This window comes from Leucobacter chromiireducens subsp. solipictus (genome assembly GCF_016758195.1).
Taxonomy (GTDB): domain Bacteria; phylum Actinomycetota; class Actinomycetes; order Actinomycetales; family Microbacteriaceae; genus Leucobacter; species Leucobacter solipictus.
Genome location: NZ_QYAC01000006.1, coordinates 50344 through 76303 on the forward strand (window position 1 = coordinate 50344; position 25960 = coordinate 76303).

A 25960-nucleotide genomic window follows, 5' to 3' on the forward strand; every position below is an offset into this window, starting at 1 on the left:
TCACTGGAGGCTACTTTCCCATCATGGCCGTGACGAGGTCGGTCAGGCTGGTCTGCTCGGGATTCAGTTTCTTGTGGAGGACGCCCTCGTAGAGGACGTCGAAGCGGTCGCACACCTCGAAGAGATCCTGCAGGCGGTGCGTGATGAGGATCACGCTGACCCCGCGCGCCGACACGTCGCGAATGAGCTGGAGCACCATCTCGACCTCCTTCGCGGCGAGCGCAGCGGTGGGCTCGTCGAGGACGAGCACCTTCGGATCGAATGCGACGGCGCGTGCAATCGCGATGGCCTGCCGCTGGCCACCCGAGAGTGTCCCCACCTCCTGAGTGGTGTCGGGGATCCGGATGTGCAGCTTTTCGAGGTCGCGCGCCGCATCCTCGTGCATCTTCGCGAGGTTGAGCCTGCGCGTGAGCGGGTGGTAGGGCTCGCGGCCGAGGAAGAGATTGCCAGCGACATCGATGTCGTTGCAGAGCGCGAGGTCTTGATAGACCATCTCGATTCCGGCCCGCCGTGCTGCGCGGGGATCCGAGTTTTCGAGGGCGACGCCATCGATCAGAATGCTCCCGGAGTCCGGGGTGACCGCGCCCGCGAGCATCTTCATCAGCGTCGACTTGCCCGCGCCATTGTCGCCGACGAGGCCGATGACCTCGCCGGGTGCGACAGCGAGGTTGACCCCGCGGAGCACCTTCACGGCACCGTAGTGTTTCCGGATATCCACCATTTCAACGCGTGGTGTGGAGTTCATGTGTTCGTTCCTTGGCAGTAGGCGGGTGGCATCCGCGGTGGATGCCACCCGGTCACTCAGTTGAAGATCTCGCGGAACTCGTCGACGTTGTCGCTGGTCACCATGGTGATCGGCACGTCGATGAACTCGCTCGGCTCGGCACCGTCGAGGATGGCCTTGATTTCCTTGACGGCCTCCGTGCCTTCCTGCCGGGGGTCTTGCTGAATGACGGCCCGGACCAGCCCGCTGTCGATCCCGGCGATGACCTCGGCGGTCAGATCCCAGCCGATGATTGTCGTACTCGTGTCTTTCCCGGAGAGCGCGGCGACAGCGCCGACCGTGGCGGGCTCGCCGGTGGTGTAGATGAAGTTCATGTCCGGCTGCGCGGTGACGAGATCCTGGGCCGCGGTGGCCGCCTTCTCCTGGACGTTGTCGCCGTTGACGCTCTGCGTGTGTGTCGCGCCGGCCTTGTCGATCGCGGCGCGGAAGCTGTCTTCGCGCTGGTTCTGGATGAACGAGCTCTTGGCGTTGACGACCCCGTAGCTCTGGCCGGAAATGAGGCCTTCCTCGATGGCCCAGGCGGCCGCTTCGGCACCGGCCGCGGTGTTGTCGACCCCGACGAAGGTGTCGACGCCCTCCACCTCCGCGTCGATCGCGATCACGGGGATGCCCTGGGCCTGCGCTGCGGTGACCGCGGGCTGCACCCCATTGACATCAATGGCAACCACAATCAGCGCGTCCACGCCCTGGGTGACGAAGTTCTCGATGTCCGAGCTTTGCCGGGCCGAGTCGTTGTTGGCGTTGGTGATGTTGAGCTCGCAGCCGAGTTCGTCGGCCGCTTCCTGAGCTCCCGCGTTCATCTCGGTGAAGAACACCGCGGTTTGGTTGATCTGCGTCATGCCGATGACGCAGGAATCTGAACTGGCTCCGCCGGAGCCGCCCGCCTCGGGGCTTTCGTTTCCGGTGCTGCACGAGGTGAGGGCGACGGCCGCCATGGCTGCCGTCGCCGCGACGGCAAGACCGCGTTGGGTGCGTGTGAGAGACATCTTTGTACTCCAATAACACTGGGTTGGAAATCGATTACCGGACTGGACTTCAGAGTAGCCTTACGAGAGAGCGCCGGGAACCGGAACTTGTGTCTCATTTTGGTAACGAGTGTGGGAGGTGGGCGTGAGCCATCGGAAACCCGTCACGATGAAGGACGTCGCGGCCCATGCGGGGGTCTCGGCCGCAACCGTTTCGCGCGCGTTGAGTGGTGGGCGATCCATGAACCCCGCGGTTCGGGATCGCGTGCAGGCCGCCGCGCGGGATCTCGGCTACCAGATCAACCTGCTGGGCCGCGCGCTGCGTCAGCAGCGCCTCAACATCGTCGGGCTCATGGTCCCCGACCTCGACAATCCATTCTTCGCGGCCCTCGCTGAGCAGCTGGCTCGCACGCTCAGGAGCCACGGCTTTGAACTGCTCGTGAGCAGCGCAGCGGGAAGCGTCGAGGTGGAAGCGCAGGGGGTGCAATCGTTCCTCGGGCAGCAGATCCATTCGCTCGTGATCATCCCCTGCGACGAGGTGGAGAGCGCGGCCACGCTGCGCCTCGCTCAGCAGCGGGTCACCGTGGTCCAGTTCGACCGACGAGTCGCCACGGTTGACGTGCCGTTCGTGGGCGGGGACAACGCCGCGGGCATGGAACTGATCGCGGCCCACGTGCGCGCGACGGGGGTGTCTGAATCCGAGGTCGCCTTTTTTGGCGCGGATCCGCACTCCTCTTCCGGACGAGAGCGCTGGGAAGGATTCCACCGGGCATTCCCCAACTCCCCCCAGTTCTCCGGGGCGTTCGATATCGACTGGGGGTACCAGGCGGTCACGGAGCTCTTGAGCCGCGGAACGAAGACGGGGACCATCGTCGCCGCGGCCGACGTCATCGCGCTGGGAGCGATTTCCGGGCTGCACGCGGCGGGCATGAACGTTCCGGGTGACTTCCGCGTGGTGGGGTTTGACGGCGTCGGAATCGCAAGCTTCGCGCTTCCCAAGCTCACCACTGTGCGCCAGCCGGTGGAGAAAATGAGCGATGCGATCAGGCTCCTGATTGGTGCGGAGCCCGGCAGCGCGACCCCGGCGGAGACGCTGCTGCAGCCGGAGTTTGTGCTCGGAGAGTCGAGTCCGGAGTAGGGCTTTTGCCCCGAGGCGGCGTTCACTTGCTCGGCACGGTAGGATATCCAGGTGTCTAAGAGGTGGAACCGGTGACCGTGCGCGGCGAGAACGCGTCTCGGCGACGTTTGCGGTACCGCACCGATTGTGACCTCGAGATCGAGCTCTCCTGGTTCGGGGTGACCGATGTCGGGCGACGACGCGAGACGAATCAGGACAGCTACGTCACGCTGCCCCCGATCTTCGCGGTTGCCGACGGCATGGGTGGGCACTCGGCGGGCGAAATCGCCTCGGCCGCCGTGGTGCGGCGCCTCGCCGAACTCGGCGGTTCGATCGAGGTGTCCGAGAACGACATCGACGAGCTGCTCGCCGATGCGGTCGACGACATCGAGCTCGACGCCGGAGAAACGGAGCTGGGCGCGGGCACGACCGTGACCGGGGTCTGCCTGAGCGCCGAGGACCAGCCCACGTGGAAAGTCTTTAACATCGGCGATTCCCGCGTGTACCAGTACTTCAAGGGTGCGCTGAGCCAGATCACGGTGGACCATTCCGTGGTCCAGCACCTGATCGACACGGGCGCGATCACGGAGGAAGAGGCGGAAACGCACCCGCACGCCAACGTGATCACCCGCGCGGTCGGCTTCAACGAGGCTCCGGTGCCCGAGTACACCTCGCTCGCCCTGATCCCGGGACAGCGCCTGCTGATCTGCTCCGACGGCCTGACCAAAGAGCTCACCGACATCGGGATCCAGCACTTTCTCGCGACCCAGCCCACCGCTGAAGCGGCGGCGACGATGCTCGTGCAGCAGGCCGTGGAAAACGCCGGGCGCGACAACGTCACCGCGATCGTGCTCGACGTCCACGCCGTGGGCGACGTGATCGACACCGGCAGCGTGCAGGCGGCGGGCATCGACCTCTCCGAACTCGACGAAGAGGTCGACACCGAACCCGTGACGGTGTTCGAAGCCCCGTAGCGATTCCGGCTGCGTTTACGCGGCCGTCGGGCGCTCACGCGGACGCGTCGCCGGGCCCACCGGGCGGCGTGGCGCGGGAACCGGGCCACTGCGGACACGTCCGCGCCGGGGACGCCTAGCCGCGCTTCCGGAGCGTGAGGAGTGCGACGGCCACCGATCCGGCGCACCACAGCAGCACCACCAGGAGATCTCGCCCGCTCGCGGAGAACGTCTGGCCCGCGAGGCCCGCGCGCATGAGATTCGCCATCGACTCGATGGGGAGCACGTCGTGCACGTTCTGGAGCCACTGCGGCAGGTGCGCGGCGGGGAAGCTGATGGGTGAGAACAGCAACAGCAGGAAGACCAGGAGCTGAGAGAGCAGCATCGCGATCATCGGCGGCAGGATCACCGCGAAGGCGTACCCGATCGATGCCGCGGTGAGCGACACCAGCAGCGCCACGGGAACGATCCACCACTGGAGTTCGTAGCTGAGATCGTAGCGGATCGCGCCCACGACCGCGCCCAGTACGAGCCCGGGGAGTGCGAGCAGGGTCCACACGCTGAGATCCGCGGCGAGAAACGCCGCCCGGGGGACGGGGAGCGTGCGCAGCCACTCGGCGCTGCCCTCCAAGCGTGACTGGGACATCTGCTGCGGCGTCATGACCAGTCCGACCGTGATGAGCGTGATCGTGGGAGCCCCGGTCGCGAGGAACAGCGCGGCCTCGGGGGACACGTCGCCGATCAGGATTTCGTAGCCCAGCACCGTGGAGACCGCGAGCCCGGTCTGCACGACGATCGTGAGCGGCAGGTTCTCGGCCTGTCGCCGCACCTGCCAGACGAGCAGGAACCAGGTCGCGCGGAGGCCCGCGGCGCGCGGGGTGCGCTGCAGCGCCGGGACGCCCCGCGCCGTGGTCGAGATGGTGCTCATGCGGCCCGCCCCCGTTCCTGCGACGCCGGCTCGGAAGACTCTGCCCCGACCAGTTCCAGATAGACGTCTTCCAGTGACGCGGGGGTGAGCGCAAAGCGATCCAGCGCTCCCGCGTCGACCGCTGCGTGCGCCCACGCCACCAGCTCCGCGGCGCGCTCGGCGGGGACCGCGACGGTGGCCTGAGCCGGACCCGTGCGATCCGCACGGAGGCCGGGTGGGAGGGGCGGGACGGTGACTCCGTCGAGCGTGAGGAGGAGCTGCGCGCGGAGGTGCGCGGTGAGCGCTGCGGGCGTGCCCGAGGCGAGGACCGCACCCCGGTTCAGCACCACGAGCTCGTCGACGGCGTGCTCCGCCTCGCGCACGTTGTGGGTCACGAGCAGCACGGCCTGGCCCTCGGCGGCGATCTCGCGGATTGCGGCCCACAGGAGGCGTCGCCGCGCCGGGTCGACGTCGTTGGTGGGTTCGTCGAGGATGACGAGCGAGCCCGGGCGCACCGCGGCCATGCAGAACGCGGTCAGCCGAGCGATGCCGCCGGAGATCTTCTGCGCCGGTGTGTCGGCCCAGGGGCCCAGGTCGAGCGCGTCCAGAAGCTCCGCCGTGCGCGTGCGAATCTCGCGGGCTTCGCCGCCGCGGATCCGGCCGACGAGCTCAATCGCGGTACGCGGCGAGAGGCCCGTGATCGGCACGTTGGCCTGCGCCTGCACGGAGACGAGCGCGCGTGCCCGGGCGGGGTGCGCGACCGCGTCGACCCCGGCGAGGGAGATGGTCCCGGAGTCGGGTGTGAGGAGACCGGTGATCTGGTTGACGAGGGTCGTCTTCCCGGCGCCGTTGTGGCCGAGTACGCCGAGCACCTGTCCGGGATGGGCGGTGAGGGAGACTTCCGCGTTCGCGGCAGCGGGTGCCCCGCGATAGCGCTTGGTGAGGCGCTCGATGCGCAGCACGGGATCGTGCGGCAATCGGGCAGTGGTCGTGCGGTGGGGCATGTGCGGTCCTTTCGTCGGCCGGGTTCACCCGGTCATACCCTTCGGGATCAACATACTCACGGGTATGTATTGAAAACAATACGGATACCCGGAAGGATTTGCGGTTACACTGTCCGCATGGGGGCACGAGCACGCAACGACCGCGGCGAGAGCGGCGACCAGCAACTGCGGGACGCCGCGCAGGCGCTCGCGGATGCCGCGGGCCAACTCGGCCAGAGCTTCAAAGCCGCGAGTAGCTCAGCGGAGAGCGGCGTCACGAAGGGGCTCCTCGCCGCAGCCGAGGCGTTGGCTCAGGCCTCGGCGTGGGTGGAACAACGTGCCCGGCCGCTGAGCACCCGCGAGCAGCTCCTGGTGCAGGCGGCGCGACTGTTCGCAGAACGTGGCTTTGCCGGGGTGTCGCTCGTGGACATCGCGCAGGCCGCGGGGTTCACGAAGGGGGCGGTCTACACGCACTTCGGGTCCAAGGAGCAGGTGTTTCTCGCGAGCGTCCGCTCGGTCGTGGAGCGGCTCCGGGACTCGGACGGTGCGGGTGAGCCGGAGACGCCACTGCCCGAGCGAGCAGACGTGGAGCCCGACCTCGACGCGATCGCGACGCTCGGCGTCGAAGCCCTGCTCTTCGGCCGCCGCGTCCCCGAGCATCGCGCCGAGGTGCGCGAACTCATCGCCGAGCTCATCCCCGCGCTCGCCCGCGCGGGGGAGCAGGCCGCGGCGGGGCAGGCCGCGACGGAGACGGGTGCCGAGCCCAACGACGAACGCGTCCTCGCGCGCGAGGAGATCGCCTTCGCGCTCCAGGCCATGCGCGCCCTGCTCGCGGGCATCGCCGAGCGCTAGGCGCCCTCGAGCGAGCGTGCGCCCGAGCGTGCGTCCGCCCGCGAGTGTGCTTGCGTCCGCCTGCCCGCGCGTCCGCGCGAGTGTGCGCCCGCCTCCACGGAGGCGCTTGCCTGCGCGTGCGCATGGGCCGGGGTGCTCGCGCGCGTCCGTGCCTGCCCGCGAGCGTGCGCCCGCCCGCCCGTCTCCACGGAGGCGCTTGCCTGCGCGTGCGCCAGGGCCGGGGTACTCGCGCGCATCCGTGCCTGCTCGCTTGTGCGCCTGCCCGCCCGTGTGTCCGGGCACCCGGCCCCGCTCTTGCGCACGATCCGGCCATCCATGGGTGAGTTTTCGGGGCTTCGCGGCGCTCAAGCCCCGAAAACTCACCCATGGATGCTGTGCCAGGGGCGGGAAGGGCCCGGAGCCCGGGGCGGGGGCGCGACGGGGCGGGGCGCGGGCCGAGCCGAGGGTCGAACGCGTGCTCGCGCGTGAGGAGATCGCCTCCGCGCTCCAGGCCATGCGTGCCCTGTTCGCGGGCATCGCCGAGCTCTAGGTGCCCGCGCGCGTGCGCCTGCTTGGCCGCTCGTGCATGCGCGTGCTCGCCCGCGTGAGCCTGCGTGCCTGTGTGCCCGCGCGTGCACCTGCTCTGGGGTACCCGTGCGCGTACGTATTTGTCCGTGCATGCCCGCCCTGGGGCCCGGGTGCCCGTGCGCCAGGGTGCCTGGGCACCCGGACTCCGCGCTCGCGGACGATCCTGCCGTCCATGGGTGAGTTTTCGGGGCTTCGCGGCGCTCAAGCCCCGCAAACTCACCCATGAATGCTGTGCCGGGGGCGGGCGGGGCCCGGATCCCGGGGCGGGGCGGAGGCCGAGACGAAGGTTGAACGCGTGCTCGGGCGTGAGGAGATCGCCTTCGCCCTCCAGGCCATGCGTGCCCTGTTTGCGGGCATCGCAGGGCTCTGGGCCCGCGCGCGCTCAAGAGTGAGCCTGCCTGGCCGCGTGTGCTTGCCCGCGTGTGCGTGCCCGCGTACTCCCGGGTACCTGTCTGCCTGCGTGCCGGGTCCAGGGTACTCGCGCGCGTACGTACATGTCTGCCCGTGGCATGGGTGCGCGTGCGCCCGGGCCGGGGTACTCGGGCGCGTCCGGACGTGCCCGCCCGGGCACCGGGCCCCGCTTTCGCGAGTGATCCCGCCATCCATGGGTGAGTTCTCGGGGCTTCGTGGCGCTCAAGCCCCGAAAACTCACCCATGGATGTGCGCCGGGGAAGGGAAGGGCCCGGATCCCCGGGACGGGGGCGCGGGGCGGAGGCGGAGCCGAAGGTCGAACGCGTGTTCGGGCGTGTGGAGATCGCCTTCGCGCTCCAGGACATGCGTGGCCTGTTCGCGGGCATCGCCGAGCGTTGGGCCCGCGTGCGCTCAAGAGTGAGCCCGCCTGGCCGCATGTGCTTGCCCGCGTGCTCCCGGGCGCTTGTCTGCCTGGGTGCCTGGGCCTGGGGACTCCCGCGCGTACGTACAAGTCTGCCCGGGCCCGAGTGCCTGTGCGCCCGCCCGCCTCTACGTAGGTGCTTGCCTGCGCGTGCGCCTTGGCCGGGGTATTCGGGCGCGTCCGGACGTGCCCGCCCGAGCGTCCGGGCGCCGGGCCCCGCCCTCGCGCGGACGATCCGGCCATCCATGGGTGAGTTTTCGGGGCTTCGCGGCGCTTAAGCCCCGAAAACTCACCCATGGATGCTGTTCCGGGGAAGAGAGGGCCCGGATTCCCGGAGCGGGGTAGGGAAGAGCAGGGCCCGGATCCCGGGGCGAGGCGCGGCGCACGCGGCCGGCACAGGGCCGGGGCGGCGCACGCGGGCGGAGACACGAACGCCCGCCGGGCACACGGGGTGACCGGCGGGCGCGTGTCGCGGCGCGCGACGGGTTACGCGGTGGCGGCGGCGAAGGCCGCGTCGAGCACGCTCAGCACGTCCTCGAGGAGCTCATCCGTCATCTTCAGCGAGGGCAGGAAGCGGATCGCCTGGTTGTGCACGCCCGAGCTGAGCAACAGCACGCCCTGCTGCGCGGCAAAGTCAATCACCTGCGCCACCACCTCGGCGTTCGGCGCCGTGGTGCCGGGCTGTACGACCTCGATCGCGAGCATCGCGCCCTTCCCGCGGACCTCGGCGATGACCGGGTACTTCTCCGCGAGACGCGTGAGGCCCGCACCGAACACGCGCTCGATGCGCCGCGCCTCGGCCAGGAGATCCTGCGCCTCGATCTGCTCGAACACGGCGACGGCCGCCGCGCAGGAGACGGGGTTGCCGCCGAACGTGCCGCCGAGGCCGCCGGGCTGGGACTGATCCATGATCTCCGCGCGGCCCGTAATGCCGGCGAGGGGCAGGCCGCCCGCGATGCCCTTGGCGGAGAGCACGATGTCGGGCTCCACGCCGAACTGCTCGATCGAGAACACGGTGCCGGTGCGCGCCATGCCGGCCTGCACTTCGTCCGCGATGAACACGATGCCGTTGTCCCGGCACCACTCGGCGAGTGCCGGGAGGAAACCGTCGGCGGGGACAATGAAGCCGCCCTCACCCTGGATCGGCTCGACCACCAGGCAGGCCAGATCCGACGCGCCCGCGCACTTTTCGAGGTAGGCGATGGTCCGCGCCGCGGCCTCCGCGCCGCTGAGCCCATCCTGCAGCGGGTACGAGTTCGGGGCCTTGTAGATGTCGCTGGCGCGGGGGCCGTAGCCGAGCGCGTACGGCGCCGCCTTGTGGTTCATGCTCGCGGTGAGCATCGTGCGGCCGTGGTACGCGTGCTCCAGCACGGCGACGCCGGGGCGGCCCGTGAACTTGCGCGCGATCTTGACGCCGTTCTCCACGGCCTCGGCCCCGGAGTTCATGAGCAGCGTCTTGTACGGCGCGTCCGCGGTGGAGCCGGGCACGTGCTTCGCGAGGTGCTCGGCAACCTGCACGTACGGCTCATACGGGGTCATGGTGAAGAGGGTGTGGGTGACCTTCTGGAGCTGGGCAGTGGCCGCCGCGACGACGGCGTCGTCGGTGTGCCCGACGGTCATCACGCCAATTCCGCCGCACATGTCGACGATGTGGTTCCCGTCGACGTCGACGACAATCGAGTCGTGCGCACGCTCAATGTAGACGGGGAGCACGCTGTGCACCCCGGGCGGCACCACGGCCTGCCGTCGGGCGTGGATCTCCTGGGATCGGGGCCCGGGGATCGCGGTCACCACGCGACGCTCCTGAGAGACGGCGGTCTCCGGCGAAGCCGCGTCGGCGCTGACGGGGGAGGAGTGAGTGCTCACGTTCGATTCGGTCATGAGTTCGATCCTAGTCTTGCGGGGCGAACGCGGGGGCTGGCTCCCGCGGGCCCGCGGTGACTACGCTGGGGCCATGAAGGATCTTCACGAGTACCGGATCGACATCGAATGGTCGGGCAACCGCGGCACCGGGACGAGCGGCTACCGCGAGTACGGCCGGGAACTCCTGATCCACGCGGAACACAAGCCCCCGCTTGAGGGGTCGGCCGACCCCACGTTCCACGGCAATCGGGATCGCTGGAACCCGGAGGAGCTCCTGGTGGCGGCCCTCGCGCAGTGCCACATGCTGTCGTACCTGCACATGGCGGTGCGCGCCGGGGTGGTCGTGACGGCGTACACGGACGCCGCGAGCGGCACGATGCAGCAGCGCGGGATCGGCGGTGCCTTCACGGAGGTCGTGCTGCGCCCCCGCGTCACCGTGACGGACGCGAGCATGGTGGACGCGGCGCGGGAGGCACACGCCGCGGCGCGGGAGGCCTGCTTCATCGCGAACTCGGTGAACTTCCCCGTGCACCACGAACCGGAGATCGTTGTCGCCGGATCGGAGAGCGCCGCTCCGGAGCCGATGTAACACGGACCCGCGAGCCCGCGAGACCGAATAGACTGGAGGGTATGGCCCAGACCTCCTCGTTTTCGCTCTCCACGCCCATCTTCTATGTGAACGACGCCCCGCACATCGGGCACGCGTACACGGAGGTTGCCGCGGATGTGCTCGCCCGGTGGCACCGCCAGGCGGGTGACGAGACGTATTTCCTCACGGGAACCGACGAGCACGGGCAGAAGATCCTGCGCACCGCGACCGCGAACGGTGTCGCCCCGAAGGAGTGGGCGGATCGCCTCGTCGAGTCGGCGTGGAAGCCCCTGCTCGACACCATCAACATCTCGAACGACGACTTCATCCGCACCACGGATGCGCGTCACGAGGCGGGCGTCGCGACGTTCTTGCAGAAGCTCTACGACGACGGCCACGTGTACGCGGGCGAGTTCGAGGCGCTGTACTGCGTGGGCTGTGAGGAGTTCAAGCCGAAGAGCGAGATCGTCGACGGCGTCGGGGCGTTCGAGGGCGAGAAGGTCTGCGCGATCCACTCCAAGCCGCTCGAACTGCTGCAGGAAAAGAACTACTTCTTCAAGATGAGCGCGTTCCAGGATCGCCTGCTGGCCCTCTACGAGGAGCGCCCCGATTTTGTGCAGCCCGCGAGCGCGCGCAACGAGGTCATCGCCTTCGTGCAGCAGGGGCTCGAGGACCTCTCGATCTCGCGCACCTCCTTCGACTGGGGGATCCCGATTCCGTGGGACTCCTCCCACGTCACCTACGTCTGGTTCGACGCGCTGCTCAACTACATCACCGCGCGCGGCTACGGCGCGGATGCCGAGCAGCCCGCGGCGCAGCTGCAGCACTGGCCCGCCGCGCAGATCGTCGGGAAGGACATTCTGCGCTTCCACGCCGTGATCTGGCCGGCCATGCTGATGGCCGCCGGGCTCGAGGTCCCGACGACCGTGTTTGCGCACGGCTGGCTGCTGGTGGGCGGCGAGAAGATGTCGAAATCGAAGCTCACGGGCATCGCCCCGAACGAGATCACCGACACCTTCGGCGCGGACGCCTTCCGCTACTACTTCATGCGCGCCGTGTCCTTCGGCCACGACGGCTCCTTCAGCTGGGAAGACCTTTCGGCCCGCTACCACGCGGAACTCGCCAACGGCTTCGGGAACCTGGCGAGCCGGGTGCTCGCCATGAACGCGAAGTACTTTGACGCGCGCGTGCCCGAGGCGGGGGAGGAGGCGCCCGCCGATGCGGCGATCCGTGAGCTCGCCGCGAGCGTGGCCGAGCGTGCGGACGCGAAGATCGAGGCCTACGCGATCCACGAGGCGATCGCCGCCGTGTGGGAGCTGGTGGACGCGCTGAACGGCTACATCACCGAGCAGGAGCCCTGGGCGCTTGCGAAGGATCCGGCACAGCGCGCGCGGCTCGGCACGGTGCTGTACACGACCTCCGAGGGGCTTCGCGTGCTCGCGGAGCTGCTCGCCCCGGTGCTGCCGGAGGCGACGGCAAAGCTGTGGACCGCGCTGGGCGCGGAGGCGGCGCTCGGCGAGCTGAGCGCGCGCCCGATCCGTGAGGCCGGCGCCTGGGGCGGCCTGCCCGCGGGCACTGAGCAGCACGCGCTCGCCGTGCTCTTCCCGCGCATCGAAAGCGAACTGCCGACCACCGGTGGTGCTGCCCAGTGATGAGCTCCACCCCCGCGCCCGAGCCGGGGTTGCGGAAGCGCGTCGGCGCGCCCGGCCGGGACATGACCCGGCCGGACGCGCCGGAGCCGCTGCCGATTCCGCTGTACGACAACCACACGCACCTCGAGTTCGAGGACGGGATCGATCAGCTCGAACCGCTCGACTCGCTGGATCGTGCCGCGGCCGTCGGCGTGCGCGGCGTGGTCCAGGTCGGCACCGACCTCGAGACCAGCCGCTGGAGCGCGCAGCTTGCGGCGAGCGACCCGCGCGTGCTCGCGGCCGTCGCGCTGCACCCGAACGAAGCCCCGAAGCTGTTCGCGCGCGGGGAGCTGAGCGCGCACCTCTCCGAGATTTCGCGGCTCGCCGCGGAACCGCGCGTGCGGGCTGTGGGGGAGACCGGGCTCGACTTCTTCCGCACGGGCGAGGACGGGCGTGAAGCGCAGATCGAGGCCTTCGAAACGCACATCGACATCGCGAAGGCCAACGGCATCGCGATGCAGATCCACGACCGCGACGCGCACGACGAGGTCGTGGCGACCCTGTTGCGCGTCGGTGCGCCGGAGAAGACCGTGTTCCACTGCTTCTCGGGCGATGCGAAGCTCGCGCGAATCTGCAACGACCGCGGCTGGTTCATGTCCTTTGCGGGCACCATGACGTTCAAGAACGCGCCCGCCCTGCGCGAGGCGCTCGCGGTCGCGAGGCCCGAGCTCATCCTCGCGGAAACGGATGCGCCGTTCCTCACGCCCGAGCCGTTCCGCGGCCGGCCGAACGCCCCGTACCTGCTGCCGCACACCGTGCGCCGCATGGCGGAAACGCTGAGCATGCCCCTCGACGAGCTGTGCGCGCAGCTCGCCGCGAACACGGAACGCGTCTACGGCTCGTGGGACCCCGAGGAGGCGGCCGCGTGAGCGCGGCACCGGACGCCGGATCCGGCGCCGGCGAGTCCGGCGCTGTCGAGTCCGGCGCTGTCGAATCCGGCACCGGCGGATCTGCCGCTGGCGGTTCCACCCCGGCGCTCCTCGGCCCCGCCGAGGTGCGGGAACTCGCGGAACGGCTCGGCGTTTCCCCGACCAAGAAGCTCGGCCAGAACTTCGTGATCGATCCGAATACGGTGCGGAAGATCGTGCGGCTCGCCGGGGTGACCGCGGCGGATCACGTGATCGAGGTCGGCCCGGGACTCGGCTCGCTGACGCTCGGGATCACGGAGACCGGTGCCGAGGTGACGGCCGTGGAGATCGATCACCGCCTCGCCGCGGAGCTGCCCGCCACCATCGCCGCGATGCAGCCCGCGGCTGCCGCGCGGTTCCGGGTGATCCGCAGCGACGCGCTTGAGCTGACCGCGGACATGCTTGCCGCGCTGCCGAGCGCACCGCAGCTGCTCGTCGCGAATCTGCCGTACAACGTGTCCGTGCCGATCCTGATGGAGCTGCTCGATCTCATCCCCGAGCTGCGCGGCGGGCTCGTGATGGTGCAGGCCGAGGTGGGATACCGCATCGCGGCGCAGCCCGGCAGCAAGGAGTACGGGGCCCCGAGCGCGAAGGCGGCCTGGTACGGCCCGTGGCGGATCGCGGGGACCGTGAGCCGGCGCATCTTCTGGCCCGTGCCCGGCGTCGATTCGGTGCTCGTGGGATACGAACGCCGGGACACGCCGCGCGGCACGATCGAGGAACGCGACGTCACGTTCGCGCTCGTGAACGCGGCGTTCGCGCAGCGCCGCAAGATGCTCCGCCAATCGCTGCAGCCCGTACTCGGCCCGCTCGACACCGTCGTGACGGTGCTGGAGGCGGCGGGGATCGATCCCACCTTGCGCGCGGAGCAGCTCGGCATCGACGACTACCTCGCCATCGCCCGCGCACGGTAACGCGCGAGTGAATGACGTCGTGTGAACGTGCGGGATTTGGGGGGCCGTGCGGACCACTAGTGTGGTACCTATGAGCCCCACTCCGAAGCGCACGGTCACCGTGCGAGCACCGGGGAAGATCAACGTGTTCTTCCGCGTCGGTGCGTTGCAGGACGACGGTTATCACGACGTTGCCTCGCTCTACCAGGCCGTGTCGGTGTTCGAGGAGGTCACGGCGACGCCCGCCGACGACTTCTCCGTGCAGTTCACCGGCCCCATCGACTGCAGCGGTCTCGCGGTCGACGGCACGAACCTCGCGATCGCGGCGGCGAAGGCGCTCGCCGAGCGCACCGGATACCCGGGCGGCGTCGCCCTGACGATCCTGAAGCGAGTCCCGATTGCGGGCGGCATGGGTGGCGGATCCGCGGACGCCGCCGCGACCCTCGTCGCCTGTGACGAGCTGTGGGGGACCGGCCTCGGAAGGTCCGGCCTGCTCCCGCTCGCCGCCGAACTCGGAGCTGACGTCCCGTTCGCCCTGGAGGGCGGCACCGCCGTCGGCACGGGCCGCGGCGACGAGCTGAGCCCGGCGCTCGCGAAGGGCGCGTTCCACTGGGTGCTCGCGCTGTCGGACCTGGGCCTGAGCACGCCGCTCGTGTACGGCACGCTCGACCAGCACCGCGATGTCTACGCCGACGACCTCGGGCCGCAGCCCGATCTCGTGAAGGTCGACACGGCCGTGCTGCAGGCCGTGCGGATCGGTGACGCCGACTCGCTCGCCGACGCCATGCACAACGATCTGCAGGTCGCCGCGCTGAAACTCGCCCCCGAGCTCACGGAGCTGCTCGAGCTGGGCGAATCGCGCGGCGCGCTTGCCGGCATCGTGTCGGGATCCGGCCCGACCATCGCGTTCCTCGTCGAGAGCCCGCAGGCCGCGGCCGAGCTGCGCAGTGTGCTGGGGCGGCGCGATATTCGTGCGCTGATCGCGACCGGGCCGGTGCCCGGGGCGCGGGTGCTCGACGCGCACTGATCCGGCACCGGGTGTGGGGCGCTGATCACGGCGCAACTTTCCGGGTGTCTCGGGGAATAGGCCGCGCAGTCGCCCGGTTGCACTGTGCGTGAGTGAAACGATCCGCGTAGACATTTGGTCCGACATCGCCTGCCCCTGGTGCTACATCGGCAAGCACCGCTTCGAGGCGGGCATCGCGGCGTTCGCCGCGCAGCACCCGGACGTCACCTTTGAGATCGAGAGCCACAGCTACGAGCTCGCCCCCGACACCCCGCTCGACTTCGCCGGCAGCGAGGTCGATTTCCTCGTGACGCACAAGGGCATGCCCGCCGCGCAGGTCGAGCAGATGCTGGGGCAGATGACCGAGCTCGCCGCCTCCGAGGGGATCACCTTCGACTTTGGGCGCGTGCGCCACGCAAACACGCAGCGCGCCCACCGCGTGCTCCACCTTGCCAAGGCCGAGGGCGTGCAGCCCGAGGTCCAGGAGCGGTTGTTCCGCGCCTACTTCGCCGAGGGGGAGGACATGTCCGACCCGGACGCGCTCGCCCGACTCGGGGCCGAGGCGGGGCTCGACGCAGACGCCGTCCGCGCCGCCCTCGAGAGCGAGGAACTGGGCGAGGCCGTGCAGCACGACATCACCCGCGCGAAGATGCTCGGCATCTCCGGGGTGCCGTTCTTCCTGCTCGAGCAGCAGTACGGGGTGTCGGGTGCGCAGACCGCCGAAGCGTTCACCGGCGTCTTCGAGCAGGTGCTCGAGCTGAAGCAGGCCGCGGCGGCGGCCGAGGCAGCCGCGCAGTAGCGCCCCCTTTTCCCACCCGTTTCCCCTGTGAAAGGATCCCCCATGAGCGAGACCACGAAGACCGAGGCCGAGGTATCTCAGGCCGCACCCCACACCGAGTCCGATCCGGCCGCGGGCCTGGACGGGGCCGCGAGCTTCGCCGATGCGGAGACCCGCGAGATCCTGAACCTCCTGGGCAACACCTCCGCCGGCGGCTCGTGCTGCGGCGGATCCTGCTGCGCGTAGCGGTCTTTCGGGTCCGCGAGCGGCCCGCGGATTCGCGGATCCGTAGCCCGCGGATCCGTAGCCCGCGGCCCGCGAACCGCGGCCCGGGCGCTACTTCGGGAGCGCGGCGCAGTTCGGGGTGGCGGGTGTCCCGGCCCAGCGGTCGAGCGTCCACTCCACGAGCTGCGGGGTGAGCGGGGAATCGGCCGCGACGAGCGAGAGATGGTCGAGGCCGGGGAACGTACGGTAGTCGATCTCCTCGCCCGCGGCGCAGCGCCCGGCGACCCAGGCGCGCTGCTGCGCCGGCTTCACGAGCGGGTCCGAGAGGCCCTGCGCCACGAGCACCGGCGCAGGGAACGGGCCCACGGGGGTCTGTTCCTTGAGCAGGTGCCCGAACTTCCCCGCGAGCAGGCTGTCCGGGAAGATCTGGTTGGGCACCTGCGTGCCGCGCAGGATCGCGGCGAGCACGTCCTTGCCGTTGAAGCAGAGGTTCTGGATCTTCGTGACGGGACCCGCTGAGCCGGGCGTGAGCTGGGACTGCAGCTCGAGTTCCGGGTAGAGCGTGTTCCAGGTCGCCGCGATGTACGCGGAGACCGTCTTGCCCGGGGCATCGTTCTTGTTCACCTCGGCGAGCCCGTAGAGATCCGCCGCCGGGGCGAACGCGGCGATCCCGACCACGGTGAGTTCGGGCGCGTACGATTCGGCGATCTGGCCCGTCCACAGCGAGCCCTGGCCGCCCTGCGAGTGCCCCCAGACGACGGTGTCGGTGGGGGTGCTCAGCTCGGAGAACTGCTGCACGGCCCGCGCCGCATCGAGCACGTTGCGTGCCTCGGCGTCCCCGATGAGGTACGGGTGCGTGCCGCTGGTGCCGAGCCCGACGTAGTCGGAGGTGACCGCGGCGAAGCCGTGGCGGGTGACCATCTGTTCGAGCGCCGCCCCGGCACCGTCGGCGAACGGGGTTGCGCTGAGCGACGGCGCGCACTTCGCGGCGACCCCGGTGGTGCCGTGCGCGACGGAGAGCAGGGGCAGGGCATCTGCGCCGCGATCGCGGGGCGCGAGCAGCGTGCCGCTCGAGATCGCGGGGCTGCCGTCGCTGTGGGTGGTCGTGTACAGAATCTTCCACGCCTGCGCGCCGTGCGGCACGCCCTCCGTGAGCGGCTCGCTGCGCAGCAACTGGCCGGGCTCGCTCGGCACCTCGGCGGGCGCGGCGTAGAACGTTCCGGGCTCGGGGAGCGGTACGCCGCCGAGGATCGCGCCGGTGCCGAGGGCGAGCCCCACCGCGAGCACGAGCGCGAGGCTCGCCCCGATGGTGCGCGACCAGCGGCGCAGCCGTGAGCGCGGCCGGGGGGCGCGCAACACGCTGTCGGTGCGATGGGTGAGCGCGAGCATGACCAGCTGCAGCCCGAAGAACACGAACCACGCCCCGACCCCGAGCCGGAAGAACGTGAGCGTGAGCACGGGCCAGGAGAACGTCACGACGCCGATGATGACGCTCGCGAGCGCCCCGATGATGTTCGTGACGCGCTGGTCGCCGCCGTTGCGGATCGACTGAATCCCCTGGAAGAGCCCCTGCCCGATCAGGGCCGCGCCCACGACGAAGGCGAGCCACGGCGCCCCCGCGCTCGGCCAGACCGCGATGAGCACGCCGAGGGCGATCCCGATCCCACCCAGAATGCGCGCCGAGAACCGGGTGAAGCGATCCGCGGTCGGGAGGAGCAGGGCCGCCACGCCGGCAAGCGCCAGACCGATGCCGGTCACGACCGCGATCTGGTGGGTGCTGAGCGGGGCCAGTACGAGGGTGACCCCGAGCCCGACGGCCGCCAAGCCGATGAGCGCGCGCGCCGGGCCCGCGAGACCGGCGATTCCGGTCGTGACTTCTGCCCTCAGTGACATCTCCAGCACCCCTCCGGTCCGGGCCCCTGGCTCGCCACGCGAGCGGGGGTGTCGCGGCGCGCGACGCTTCCCAGCGTAGTGGGCGGCGGGGGCGCGGGGGATCCCCACGGAACTGAACTACCATTGAGGAGTTATGGCACATCTTCTGGGGGCCGAGGCCCTACACCTTGAAGTCCCGACGAAGACCGTGTTCGACTCGGTCACGTTGGGCGTCGCCGAGGGCGACCGGATCGGCATCGTCGGGCGCAACGGCGACGGCAAATCGAGCTTGCTGATGATGCTCGCGGGGCGGCGCGAGCCGGACGGTGGCAAGGTGACGATGCGTGGGGGGACCACCATCGGGGTGCTGGATCAGGCCGACGCATTCCCCGAGGGCGAGACCGTGGGCCACGCCATCGTGGGGGACCGCCCCGAGTACGAGTGGGCGGGGGATCCGCGCACGCGCGACGTGATCGCGGGACTCGTGGCGGATCTGGGCTGGGACGCCGAGGTCGCCTCGCTGTCGGGCGGGCAGCAGCGCCGGGTCGCGCTCGCCGCGCTGCTGAGCCGCGAGGTGGACATGCTGTTCCTCGACGAGCCGACGAACCACCTCGACGTCGAGGGGATCGCCTGGCTGGCCGAGCATCTGAAGCGGCGCTGGCCGCGCGGTCAGGGCGCGTTGCTCGTCGTGACGCACGACCGGTGGTTCCTGGACGAGGTCTGCACCACGACCTGGGAGGTGCACGACCGCATCGTCGAGCCTTTTGAGGGCGGCTATGCCGCGTACATCCTGCAGCGCGTGGAGCGCGACCGGCAGGCCGCCACGATCGAGCAGAAGCGGCAGAACCTCGCCCGGAAGGAGCTCGCGTGGCTGCGGCGCGGGGCGCCCGCGCGGACCTCGAAGCCGAAGTTCCGGATCGACGCCGCGAACGAGCTGATCGCCGACGTCCCCGAGATCCGCGATCGCGTCTCGTTGCAGTCGATGGCCGTCTCGCGCCTCGGCAAGGAGGTCGTGAATCTCCTCGATGTGGGCGTGAGCTACGGGGATCGGGTGGTCCTCGAAGACATCGAGTGGCGCCTGGCCCCCGGCGAGCGGACCGGGATCCTCGGCGTGAACGGTGCCGGCAAGTCGACGCTGCTGGGCCTGATCTCGGGCACGGTCGAGCCGAGCAGCGGCACGGTGAAGCGCGGCCAGACCGTGAAGGTCGCGACCCTCACGCAGCGGCTCGACGAGCTCGAGGAGCACCTGAATGAGCCCGTGCGCACCGTGATCGGGCGGCTCCGCACGAGCTTCACGGTGGGCAGCGGCTCGAAGGCCCAGGAGCTCACCCCCGGCCAGCTGCTCGAACGGATGGGCTTCACGAGCGCGCAGCTCTCGACCCCGGTGAAGGATCTCTCCGGCGGCCAGAAGCGCCGCTTGCAGCTGCTCCTGATCCTGCTCGACCAGCCGAACGTGCTGATCCTTGACGAGCCGACGAACGATCTCGACACCGACATGCTCGCCGCGATGGAGGACCTGCTCGATTCGTGGCCGGGAACCCTCATCGTCGTGAGCCACGATCGCTACTTCCTGGAGCGGGTCACGGACCAGCAGTACGCGATTCTGGACCACGGGCTCCGGCATCTGCCGGGCGGCGTGGACCAGTATCTCGAGCTGCGCGCCGCGGAGGAGCGCGCGGCGTCGGAGGGGGCGGCGAAGCCCGCAGCGCGCGGCGGTGCCGGCATCGCGACCGCGCCGAAGGTCTCGGCAGCGGCGGCCCCCGCGCTGAGCGGCGCTGAGCTGCGCGCCGCGCAGAAGGAGCTGTCCGCCGTGGAGCGGCGCATGGAGAAGCTGCAGCAGCAGATCGTCGCGGACCGGGAGCGCCTCGCGACGCTCGATCAGAGCGACTACCAGTTGCTGAACGCGGAGATGGCGAAGATCGCGGCGTTCGAGGCCGAGGTCGGCGAGCTCGAGGAGCAGTGGCTGGAGCTGTCCGAGCAGATCGGATAGCGGACCCGGGCGGATCAGGCGTCGCGGACCCGGACGGTTCAGGCGTCGCGGACCCTGGCGGATCAGGCGTCGCTGGCTCGGGCGGTGGGCGCGGCCCGGAGCGCGGCGAGGGCGAGTTCGAGGCCCCCGGGGAAGGCCGCGGCTTCGACGCCCATGCCGGAGGCCGCGAGCGCGCCCTCGTGGGCGAGGAACAGGCCGCGGGCGAGCGCCTCCGGATCTCGCGCCCCGGCGTCGCGGGCGATGTCCGCGAAGCGTTCGCGCATCCACCGTTTTTGCCGCAGCATCACGGCCGTGGCCGGGTGCTCCGGGTCGCTGATTTCCGCGTGCGCGTTGATTACGGCGCAGCCGCGCGGGCCCCGCTCCGCGCTCCACTCCGCGGAGGCTTCGAAGAGCGCGCGCAGTCGCGCTTCGGGGTCGGTTCCCGCGGCCGCGAGGCGCGGGGAGAGGACGTCGCGCCATGCGCGATCGCGCTCGTCCAGGTACGCGGCGACCAGCTGGGCCTTCGAGCCGAAGCGGTCGTAGAGGGTCTTTTTGGTCACCCCGGCGTGCGCGGCGATCGTGTCCACCCCGACCGCGTGGATCCCCTCGGCGTAGAAGAGCTCGCTCGCGGCGTCAAGGATCGCGCGCGCTTTGGGGGACCACTGGGTGGGTGTCATGGTGGCAAGTATACCGTTCTGTATACTCGACGCCATGGGTATACAGATCGGTATACATGCCGTCCGGCAGCTCGGTGCGACCGTGGGATTGGGTGCGCTCTTTGTGCTGTGTTGGTCGTCGGGGTTTATTGGCGCGAAGCTCGGGGCGGCCGAGGCACCCGTGACCACGGTGCTGATGTGGCGCTTCCTCCCGCTCGCCGTGATCCTGAGTCCGTTTCTGCGACCCCGCGGTGCGGGGCGGCTCGCGCCCCGGGAGCTGCTGCGGCAGATCGCGATCGGCGTGCTCTCGCAGTCGGGGTATCTGCTGAGCGTGTACGCCGCGATCGGCCTCGGCGTGAGCACGGGCACGACCGCGCTGATTGACGGGAGCCAGCCCCTCGTGATCGCGGCGCTCGCGGGTCCCCTGCTCGGCGTCGCGGTCCGCGGGCGGCAGTGGCTGGGGCTCGGGGTGGGGGTGCTCGCGGTGGTTCTCGTGACCGGTGCGGACGCCGCGCACCCGAGCACCGTCGCCCCGCCGTGGGCGTACGGCGTACCGTTCCTCGGGATGCTCTGCCTGGTGGCGGCGACCTTCCTGGAGCGCCGCGGCGCTCCGCTGGCACCGATGCGGGTGCTCGCGATCCACTGCGCGACCTCGGCGGTGGTGTTCACCGGGCTGGCGCTCGCGAGTGGTACCGCCGTGCCTCCAGCGGGCGGCGCCTTCTGGCTCGCGCTCGCGTGGCTCGTGCTGTTCGCCACGTTTGGCGGCTATGGGCTGTACTGGGGGTTGATCCGGCGGCTCGGCGTGACGACCGTGAACGCGCTGATGTTCCTCGTGCCGCCCGTGACCGGGGTGTGGGGTGCCGTGATGTTCGGGGAACCGCTCACGCCCGTCACGGTGACCGGCTTCGCCCTGGCGCTGTGCGCGGTGACGCTCGTGAGTCGAGCGCCGCGCGGAATTGATTTGTCATAGGTCAAACATTACGATGGGCTGTGACGAATCCCGCGCGGCCGCAATCCGGCCCGACCCCGAGAGGTGGACCCATGGCGCAGCCGCGGCTGTTCGTGCTGGCGACGCGGAACGCGGCCAAGATTGCGGAGTACGCGGACATCGTCCGCGCCCACGCGCCCGAGTGGCGGGCGACCTCGCCGGCGGGGGAGGAACCCGTCGAGACCGGAACCACCTTCGCGGCGAACGCGCTGATCAAGGCCCGCGCCGCCCACCGGCACACGCGGCTGCCGGTGCTGGCGGATGATTCGGGCCTCTGCGTCGATGTGCTGGGCGGCGCACCCGGCGTCTTCTCCGCGTACTGGGCGGGGCAACAGCGAGACCCCGCCGCGAACCGCGCGCTGCTGCTCGACCAGCTCGCAGACATCGCCGACCCGCACCGCGGTGCCCACTTCGCCTCCGCCCTCGCGCTCATCGAACCGGACGGCACCGAGCACCTGGCCGAGGCCCGCTGGCCGGGACGGCTCGCGCGGACCGCCCGCGGCGACGACGGTTTCCCCTACGACGCGATCTTCGTGCCCGACCCTCCCCGGGGCAGCGCCGAGCCAGCGCCCGGCGCGGTGCCCCGGAGCGTGGCGGAGTGGGAGGCGCGCACCCGGCACCTGGCCTCCCATCGCGCCCGGGCCTTCCGCGAGCTGCTGCCGGTGTGGGCCCGCTTGGCGGGTGCTCGGGCCGGGGCGACCCCACCGCCGCCGGCCCGGTGACCGCCCTCCTCGGCGCCGCGCCGGTGTTCGCGGTGGTGCTCGCGATCGGTCTCCGCGCGAGCTCGCGCACCGCGGCGCTCAGCGGCCTGGCAGTGGCGGCCGTGGTCACCGCGATCGGGTTCCCGGTGTCGTGGCGGACGCTCGCGGCCGCGGGCTGGGAGTGGGCCCCCACCGGCGTTGAGGTCATGCTCATCCTCGCCGGCGGCATCTGCTTCGCCGAGGCCGGTCGCGCCACCGGAATCCAGGACACGATCTCGCGCTGGGTGCAGCGCGCGTTCGGCACCGGCGTGGCCCCCGTCCTCGCGATCGTGCACGGGCTCACGCCGCTGACGGAGAGCGTGACCGGCTACGGCGTGGGGGCCGCGATCGCGGTCCCGCTGATCCTCGCGCTCGGCGTCCCCGGACCGCGCGCGGCCGCGGTCAGCCTGTGCGGGCTGTGCACCGTACCGTGGGGGTCGATGGGCCCGGGCACCCTGATCGGCGCCCAGCTCGGTGGCGTCACGCTCGACGAGATCGGCGTCGCGAGCGCGCTCTTCACCCTGCCCGTGACGATCGCGACCGGCATCGGCGCCGCGGTCCTGGTGGCGGCCCCGGAGCGGCGCTGGCGCGCCGCCCTCGCCGGTGCGGGCTCCGGCGCCCTGCTCGCGGCGGGGATCCTGGCCGCGAACCTGGCCGTGGGAACGCCGCCCGCGGGCGCGCTCGGTGCCGTGCTGACCCTGGGCGTGCACGCGGCCATCCGGCGGCTGCGTGCCCACGCGACGACGGCCGGGTCGGGAGACGTGGGAGGCGCGGGCAGGCCGGAACGGACGGCAGGCGAGCCCGGCGAGCTCTCCCGCGCGGCCGTCCCCTACGGCGTCGTGCTGGGCGGCATGCTGGTCGCCCACACGGTGTTCCGCCTCGCGCCGTCCGTGCCCGCCGGAGTGCGCGGCGTGCTCGGATCGCCCGCCTGGTGGCTCGCCTGCGCAATCGCGGTGATCTTCCTCACCCGCGACGCGGACCGCCGGGAGATCCTGCGCGGCGCCGGCCGCATGTGGGCGCGCGTCGCACCGCCGACGGCGGTGTTCCTCCTCCTCGGGATCCTGATGAGCACCGCCGGGATGCCGCAGGCCATCGCCGGGGCCCTGGCCGCGCTCGGCACGCCCGTGGTCCTGGCCCTGCCGTTTCTCGCGGGCTTCAGCGGCTTCATCACCGGCTCCAACACCGGGGCGAACGCGCTCGCCGCCGCCTCACAGGGGGAGGTCGCGCGCGCACTCGCCCTGGACGCTCCGCTCGTGATGGGAGCGCACAACGCCGCCGCCTCGGTGGCCGTGATGTCCGCGCCCGCGCGCGTCGAGCTCGCGGCGCAGCTCGCCCGGGTTCCGGCGGCGCGCACGCGAATCCAGCTGTTCGCCTGGGGAACGGCGCTCGCCGCCTGCGCCGGGATCGCCGGGATGAGCGCGGCGCTGACCGGCGCGGGGCTGATGTAGCGCGGCCGCGGCCGGGCACCCGGCGTCGCGCGGCCGGCCGCCCGGCCGCGCGAGGCGGCTCAGCTCGCGGGCTCCGCCACGCAGACGACGGTGCGCGGGCGGCCCCCGGCGGCCTCCGTCATCCCGTGGGTGAGCGTCTCGAAGCCGGGGAACTTCGCGGTGAACCGCTCCTCGAAGCGCAGGTAGCGCATGATGGTCGCGTGAATGCGCTCCCCGGGGACCAGCAGCGGGATGCCGGGCGGGTAGGGCGTGAGCAACACCGCCGTGATGCGGCCCTCGAGATCCGCGAGAGCGACGTGCTCGACGTCACCGGCGGTCATGGCGGTCCAGGCTTCCGTGGGGAGCATGGCCGACTCGACGGGCGAGGTGTAGATCTCGGTGGTCAGCGCCGCGATGTCGTGCGCGCGATACTCCGCGTGGATCGCCTGGCAGAGATCGCGGATCCCGGTGCGGGCGGTGCCCGGTTGCTCCGCCGCGAACCGCGGCATCGCCTCGGCGACGGGGAGGTTCGCGTCGTACGCCGCCTTGAACCGGTGCAGTTCGGAGATTAGCGTGTTCCAACGACCGGTTGTAATGCCGATGGTGAACAGAATGAAGAACGAGTACAGCCCCGTCTTCTCGACGACGATGCCGTGCTCGGCGAGGTAGCGGGAGAGCATCACGGCGGGGATGCCGGTGTTCCCGAACACGCCGTGCACGTCCAGGCCGGGGGTCATCACGGTCACCTTGATCGGGTCGAGCATCGTGAAGCCCTCGTCTACGCGCTCGAAGCCGTGCCAGGGTGCGGACGCCGAGAGCTCCCATTCGCGCCGGTCCGCGAGCCCCTCGCGCGCGGGCGTGTCCGGCCCCCACACGTCGAACCACCAGTCCTCGGCCGCGCGTGCCCCGGCAGGACCGCGCACCCCGAGCTCCTCGCCGATCCGGATGATCGCGCGCCGGAACTCCAGGGCCTCGGTGATCGCCTCCTCGACGAGCGCGTGCCCGCCGGTGCCCTCCATCATCGCCGCGGAGACGTCGCAGCTCGCGATGATCGAGTACTGCGGGCTCGTCGAGGTGTGCATGAGGAATGCCTCGGTGAACACGGTCTCGTCGAACTCGCGATCCGTCGCTTCGTGCACGAGCACCTGCGACGCCTGCGAGAGGCCCGCGAGGAGCTTGTGCGTGGACTGCGTCGCGTACACCGTGGTGTCGCGCAGACGCGGCCGGTCGCGGCTGATCGCGTGCATATCGGTGTAGAGCTCGTGGAATGCGGCGTGCGGGAGCCACGCCTCGTCGAAGTGCAGCGCCGTCACGTAGCCGTCGAGGGTGCGCTGGATCTCCGCGGCGTGGTAGATGATCCCGTCGTAGGTGCTCTGCGTGAGCGCGAGCACCTTCGGCCTGCGGCTTTTGTCCGTGATCCCGGGGTGCGCGTCGATCTTCGCCTGGATCGACTCGGGCGTGAACTCGCTGCGCGGGATCGGGCCGATGATGCCCGCCCGGTTCCGCGTCGGGGTCAGGAAGATCGGGATGGCCCCCGTGAGGATGATCGCGTGGAGCACGGACTTATGACAATTGCGGTCCACGACCACGATGTCCCCGGCCCCGACGAGCGAGTTCCAGACGATCTTGTTGGAGGTCGAGGTGCCGTTGGTCACGAAGTAGAGGTGGTCCGCGCCGAAGGTCCGCGCCGCGCGGCGCTCCGATTCGGCGATCGGGCCCGTGTGGTCGAGCAGCTGCCCGAGCTCCTCGACCGCGTTGCACACGTCCGAGCGCAGAAGGTTCTCGCCGAAGAACCGATGGAACAGGGTCCCGGTGGGGCTTTTCAGGAACGCCGTGCCGCCGGAGTGGCCCGGGCAGTGCCAGGAGTAGGCCCCGTCGTTCGCGTAGCTCATCAGCGCGGAGAAAAAGGGCGGCGCGAGCTGAGCCAGGTACTGCGCGGCCTCCCGAGTGATGGACCTGGCGACGAACTCGGGGGTGTCCTCGAACGCGTTGATGCAGCCGCGGACGTGGCGCAGCAGTTCGGTCGGGAGGGTCCGGGCGGTGAGGCGCTCTCCGAACAGGAAGATCGGAAGCTGCTCGGTGCGTGCCCGGATCGCCGCGACGATCCGGGCGGCCCGAGCCACGTCCGCGGCGCTCTCCGCGGCGCTTTCCGTGTCCCGCGGCGGGAGGACCGGCACGATCACCGCGGCGATCCGGCTGGTCATCGCGCTCACGGTGGCCTCGTGCGCGCCCGGGGCGTGCACCACGTCGATCCCGAGCGCGGTGAGCGCGTCCGAGAGTTCGGCGAGCGCGGACGGGCCGGCCCCGCGGGCCGCGTCGGCGGCGGGGACGGGATCGTGGTCATCGGTCACGATCATGATCGGGAATTCAAGCTGCATGGGATCTCCGGGGTCTG

The 25960-nt window shown here is 70.8% G+C and carries 23 protein-coding genes; 15 read left to right on the forward strand and 8 right to left on the reverse strand.

Annotated elements, in window-relative coordinates:
* Positions 1-10: 10 nt before the first annotated feature.
* Positions 11-745: an ATP-binding cassette domain-containing protein gene (locus D3230_RS11655; protein ID WP_202345219.1), complete on the reverse strand. Its 735-nt coding sequence runs from the start codon at positions 743-745 to the stop codon at positions 11-13.
* A 56-nt stretch (positions 746-801) separates the two neighbouring features.
* Positions 802-1770, reverse strand: coding sequence for a substrate-binding domain-containing protein (locus D3230_RS11660; RefSeq protein WP_202345220.1), 969 nt, complete (start codon positions 1768-1770; stop codon positions 802-804).
* A 124-nt stretch (positions 1771-1894) separates the two neighbouring features.
* On the opposite strand from D3230_RS11660, the gene D3230_RS11665 reads away from it, so the two are divergent.
* Positions 1895-2887 (forward strand): substrate-binding domain-containing protein, encoded by a 993-nt coding sequence (locus D3230_RS11665; RefSeq protein WP_202345221.1) that lies wholly within the window; start codon positions 1895-1897, stop codon positions 2885-2887.
* 71 nt (positions 2888-2958) lie between these two features.
* On the forward strand, positions 2959-3840 hold the full coding sequence (locus tag D3230_RS11670) for a protein phosphatase 2C domain-containing protein (protein WP_202345222.1): 882 nt from the start codon (positions 2959-2961) through the stop codon (positions 3838-3840).
* A 115-nt stretch (positions 3841-3955) separates the two neighbouring features.
* On the opposite strand, the gene D3230_RS11675 is transcribed toward D3230_RS11670, so the two are convergent.
* Both D3230_RS11675 and D3230_RS11680 read right to left on the reverse strand, forming a co-directional pair.
* On the reverse strand, positions 3956-4747 hold the full coding sequence (locus tag D3230_RS11675) for an ABC transporter permease (RefSeq protein ID WP_202345223.1): 792 nt from the start codon (positions 4745-4747) through the stop codon (positions 3956-3958).
* Positions 4744-5730 carry an ABC transporter ATP-binding protein gene (locus tag D3230_RS11680; RefSeq protein WP_202345224.1) on the reverse strand — a complete coding sequence of 329 codons (987 nt, stop codon included), beginning with the start codon at positions 5728-5730 and terminating at the stop codon, positions 4744-4746. Before D3230_RS11680 ends, D3230_RS11675 begins: the two co-directional genes overlap by 4 nt.
* 117 nt (positions 5731-5847) lie before the next feature.
* Here D3230_RS11680 and D3230_RS11685 point away from each other — a divergent pair, with 117 nt between their 5' ends.
* Positions 5848-6561 (forward strand): TetR/AcrR family transcriptional regulator, encoded by a 714-nt coding sequence (locus tag D3230_RS11685; RefSeq protein ID WP_202345225.1) that lies wholly within the window; start codon positions 5848-5850, stop codon positions 6559-6561.
* Positions 6562-6880: 319 nt separating this feature from the next.
* Positions 6881-7090, forward strand: a complete 210-nt coding sequence (locus D3230_RS11690) for a hypothetical protein (protein WP_202345226.1) — start codon at positions 6881-6883, stop codon at positions 7088-7090.
* A 1356-nt stretch (positions 7091-8446) separates the two neighbouring features.
* Here the strand turns inward: D3230_RS11690 and D3230_RS11695 are convergent.
* The gene (locus D3230_RS11695) at positions 8447-9841 is read right to left on the reverse strand and encodes an aminotransferase class III-fold pyridoxal phosphate-dependent enzyme (RefSeq protein ID WP_202345227.1); all 1395 of its coding nucleotides are present in this window, start codon (positions 9839-9841) and stop codon (positions 8447-8449) included.
* A gap of 73 nt (positions 9842-9914) precedes the next feature.
* Here D3230_RS11695 and D3230_RS11700 point away from each other — a divergent pair, with 73 nt between their 5' ends.
* The 7 genes from D3230_RS11700 (at position 9915) to D3230_RS11730 (ending at position 15934) form a co-directional block, all read left to right on the forward strand.
* Entirely contained in the window at positions 9915-10412 is a 498-nt protein-coding gene (locus tag D3230_RS11700) for an OsmC family protein (protein ID WP_202345228.1), read from the forward strand.
* A 41-nt stretch (positions 10413-10453) separates the two neighbouring features.
* A complete protein-coding gene (gene metG, locus D3230_RS11705; protein WP_202345229.1) occupies positions 10454-12064 on the forward strand; it encodes a methionine--tRNA ligase in 1611 nt (536 codons plus the stop codon).
* Positions 12064-12972 (forward strand): TatD family hydrolase, encoded by a 909-nt coding sequence (locus tag D3230_RS11710; RefSeq protein WP_202345230.1) that lies wholly within the window; start codon positions 12064-12066, stop codon positions 12970-12972. The genes metG and D3230_RS11710 overlap by 1 nt, the downstream gene beginning before the upstream one ends.
* A 125-nt stretch (positions 12973-13097) precedes the next feature.
* The gene (rsmA, locus tag D3230_RS11715) at positions 13098-13925 is read left to right on the forward strand and encodes a 16S rRNA (adenine(1518)-N(6)/adenine(1519)-N(6))-dimethyltransferase RsmA (RefSeq protein WP_337249177.1); all 828 of its coding nucleotides are present in this window, start codon (positions 13098-13100) and stop codon (positions 13923-13925) included.
* A 70-nt stretch (positions 13926-13995) separates the two neighbouring features.
* Positions 13996-14931 carry a 4-(cytidine 5'-diphospho)-2-C-methyl-D-erythritol kinase gene (locus D3230_RS11720; RefSeq protein WP_202345232.1) on the forward strand — a complete coding sequence of 312 codons (936 nt, stop codon included), beginning with the start codon at positions 13996-13998 and terminating at the stop codon, positions 14929-14931.
* Positions 14932-15019: 88 nt separating this feature from the next.
* On the forward strand, positions 15020-15709 hold the full coding sequence (locus D3230_RS11725) for a DsbA family protein (protein ID WP_202345233.1): 690 nt from the start codon (positions 15020-15022) through the stop codon (positions 15707-15709).
* A gap of 42 nt (positions 15710-15751) precedes the next feature.
* Positions 15752-15934, forward strand: a complete 183-nt coding sequence (locus tag D3230_RS11730; RefSeq protein ID WP_202345234.1) for a hypothetical protein — start codon at positions 15752-15754, stop codon at positions 15932-15934.
* Between the two features lie 90 nt (positions 15935-16024).
* Here the strand turns inward: D3230_RS11730 and D3230_RS11735 are convergent, their stop codons facing one another.
* A complete protein-coding gene (locus D3230_RS11735; RefSeq protein WP_202345235.1) occupies positions 16025-17806 on the reverse strand; it encodes an alpha/beta fold hydrolase in 1782 nt (593 codons plus the stop codon).
* 133 nt (positions 17807-17939) lie between these two features.
* Here D3230_RS11735 and D3230_RS11740 point away from each other — a divergent pair, with 133 nt between their 5' ends.
* On the forward strand, positions 17940-19775 hold the full coding sequence (locus D3230_RS11740) for an ABC-F family ATP-binding cassette domain-containing protein (protein ID WP_202345236.1): 1836 nt from the start codon (positions 17940-17942) through the stop codon (positions 19773-19775).
* 62 nt (positions 19776-19837) lie between these two features.
* Here the strand turns inward: D3230_RS11740 and D3230_RS11745 are convergent, their stop codons facing one another.
* Positions 19838-20431 (reverse strand): TetR/AcrR family transcriptional regulator, encoded by a 594-nt coding sequence (locus D3230_RS11745; RefSeq protein WP_202345237.1) that lies wholly within the window; start codon positions 20429-20431, stop codon positions 19838-19840.
* 34 nt (positions 20432-20465) lie between these two features.
* Here D3230_RS11745 and D3230_RS11750 point away from each other — a divergent pair, with 34 nt between their 5' ends.
* From D3230_RS11750 to D3230_RS16450, 3 genes are all read left to right on the forward strand, one after another.
* Positions 20466-21380, forward strand: coding sequence for a DMT family transporter (locus D3230_RS11750; RefSeq protein ID WP_202345238.1), 915 nt, complete (start codon positions 20466-20468; stop codon positions 21378-21380).
* A gap of 71 nt (positions 21381-21451) precedes the next feature.
* A complete protein-coding gene (locus D3230_RS11755) occupies positions 21452-22120 on the forward strand; it encodes a non-canonical purine NTP pyrophosphatase (protein ID WP_202345239.1) in 669 nt (222 codons plus the stop codon).
* A complete protein-coding gene (locus D3230_RS16450; protein WP_337249168.1) occupies positions 22117-23586 on the forward strand; it encodes an L-lactate permease in 1470 nt (489 codons plus the stop codon). The genes D3230_RS11755 and D3230_RS16450 overlap by 4 nt, the downstream gene beginning before the upstream one ends.
* Positions 23587-23645: 59 nt before the next feature.
* On the opposite strand, the gene D3230_RS11765 is transcribed toward D3230_RS16450, so the two are convergent.
* On the reverse strand, positions 23646-25943 hold the full coding sequence (locus D3230_RS11765; RefSeq protein WP_237467474.1) for an Orn/Lys/Arg family decarboxylase: 2298 nt from the start codon (positions 25941-25943) through the stop codon (positions 23646-23648).
* Positions 25944-25960: the final 17 nt, after the last annotated feature.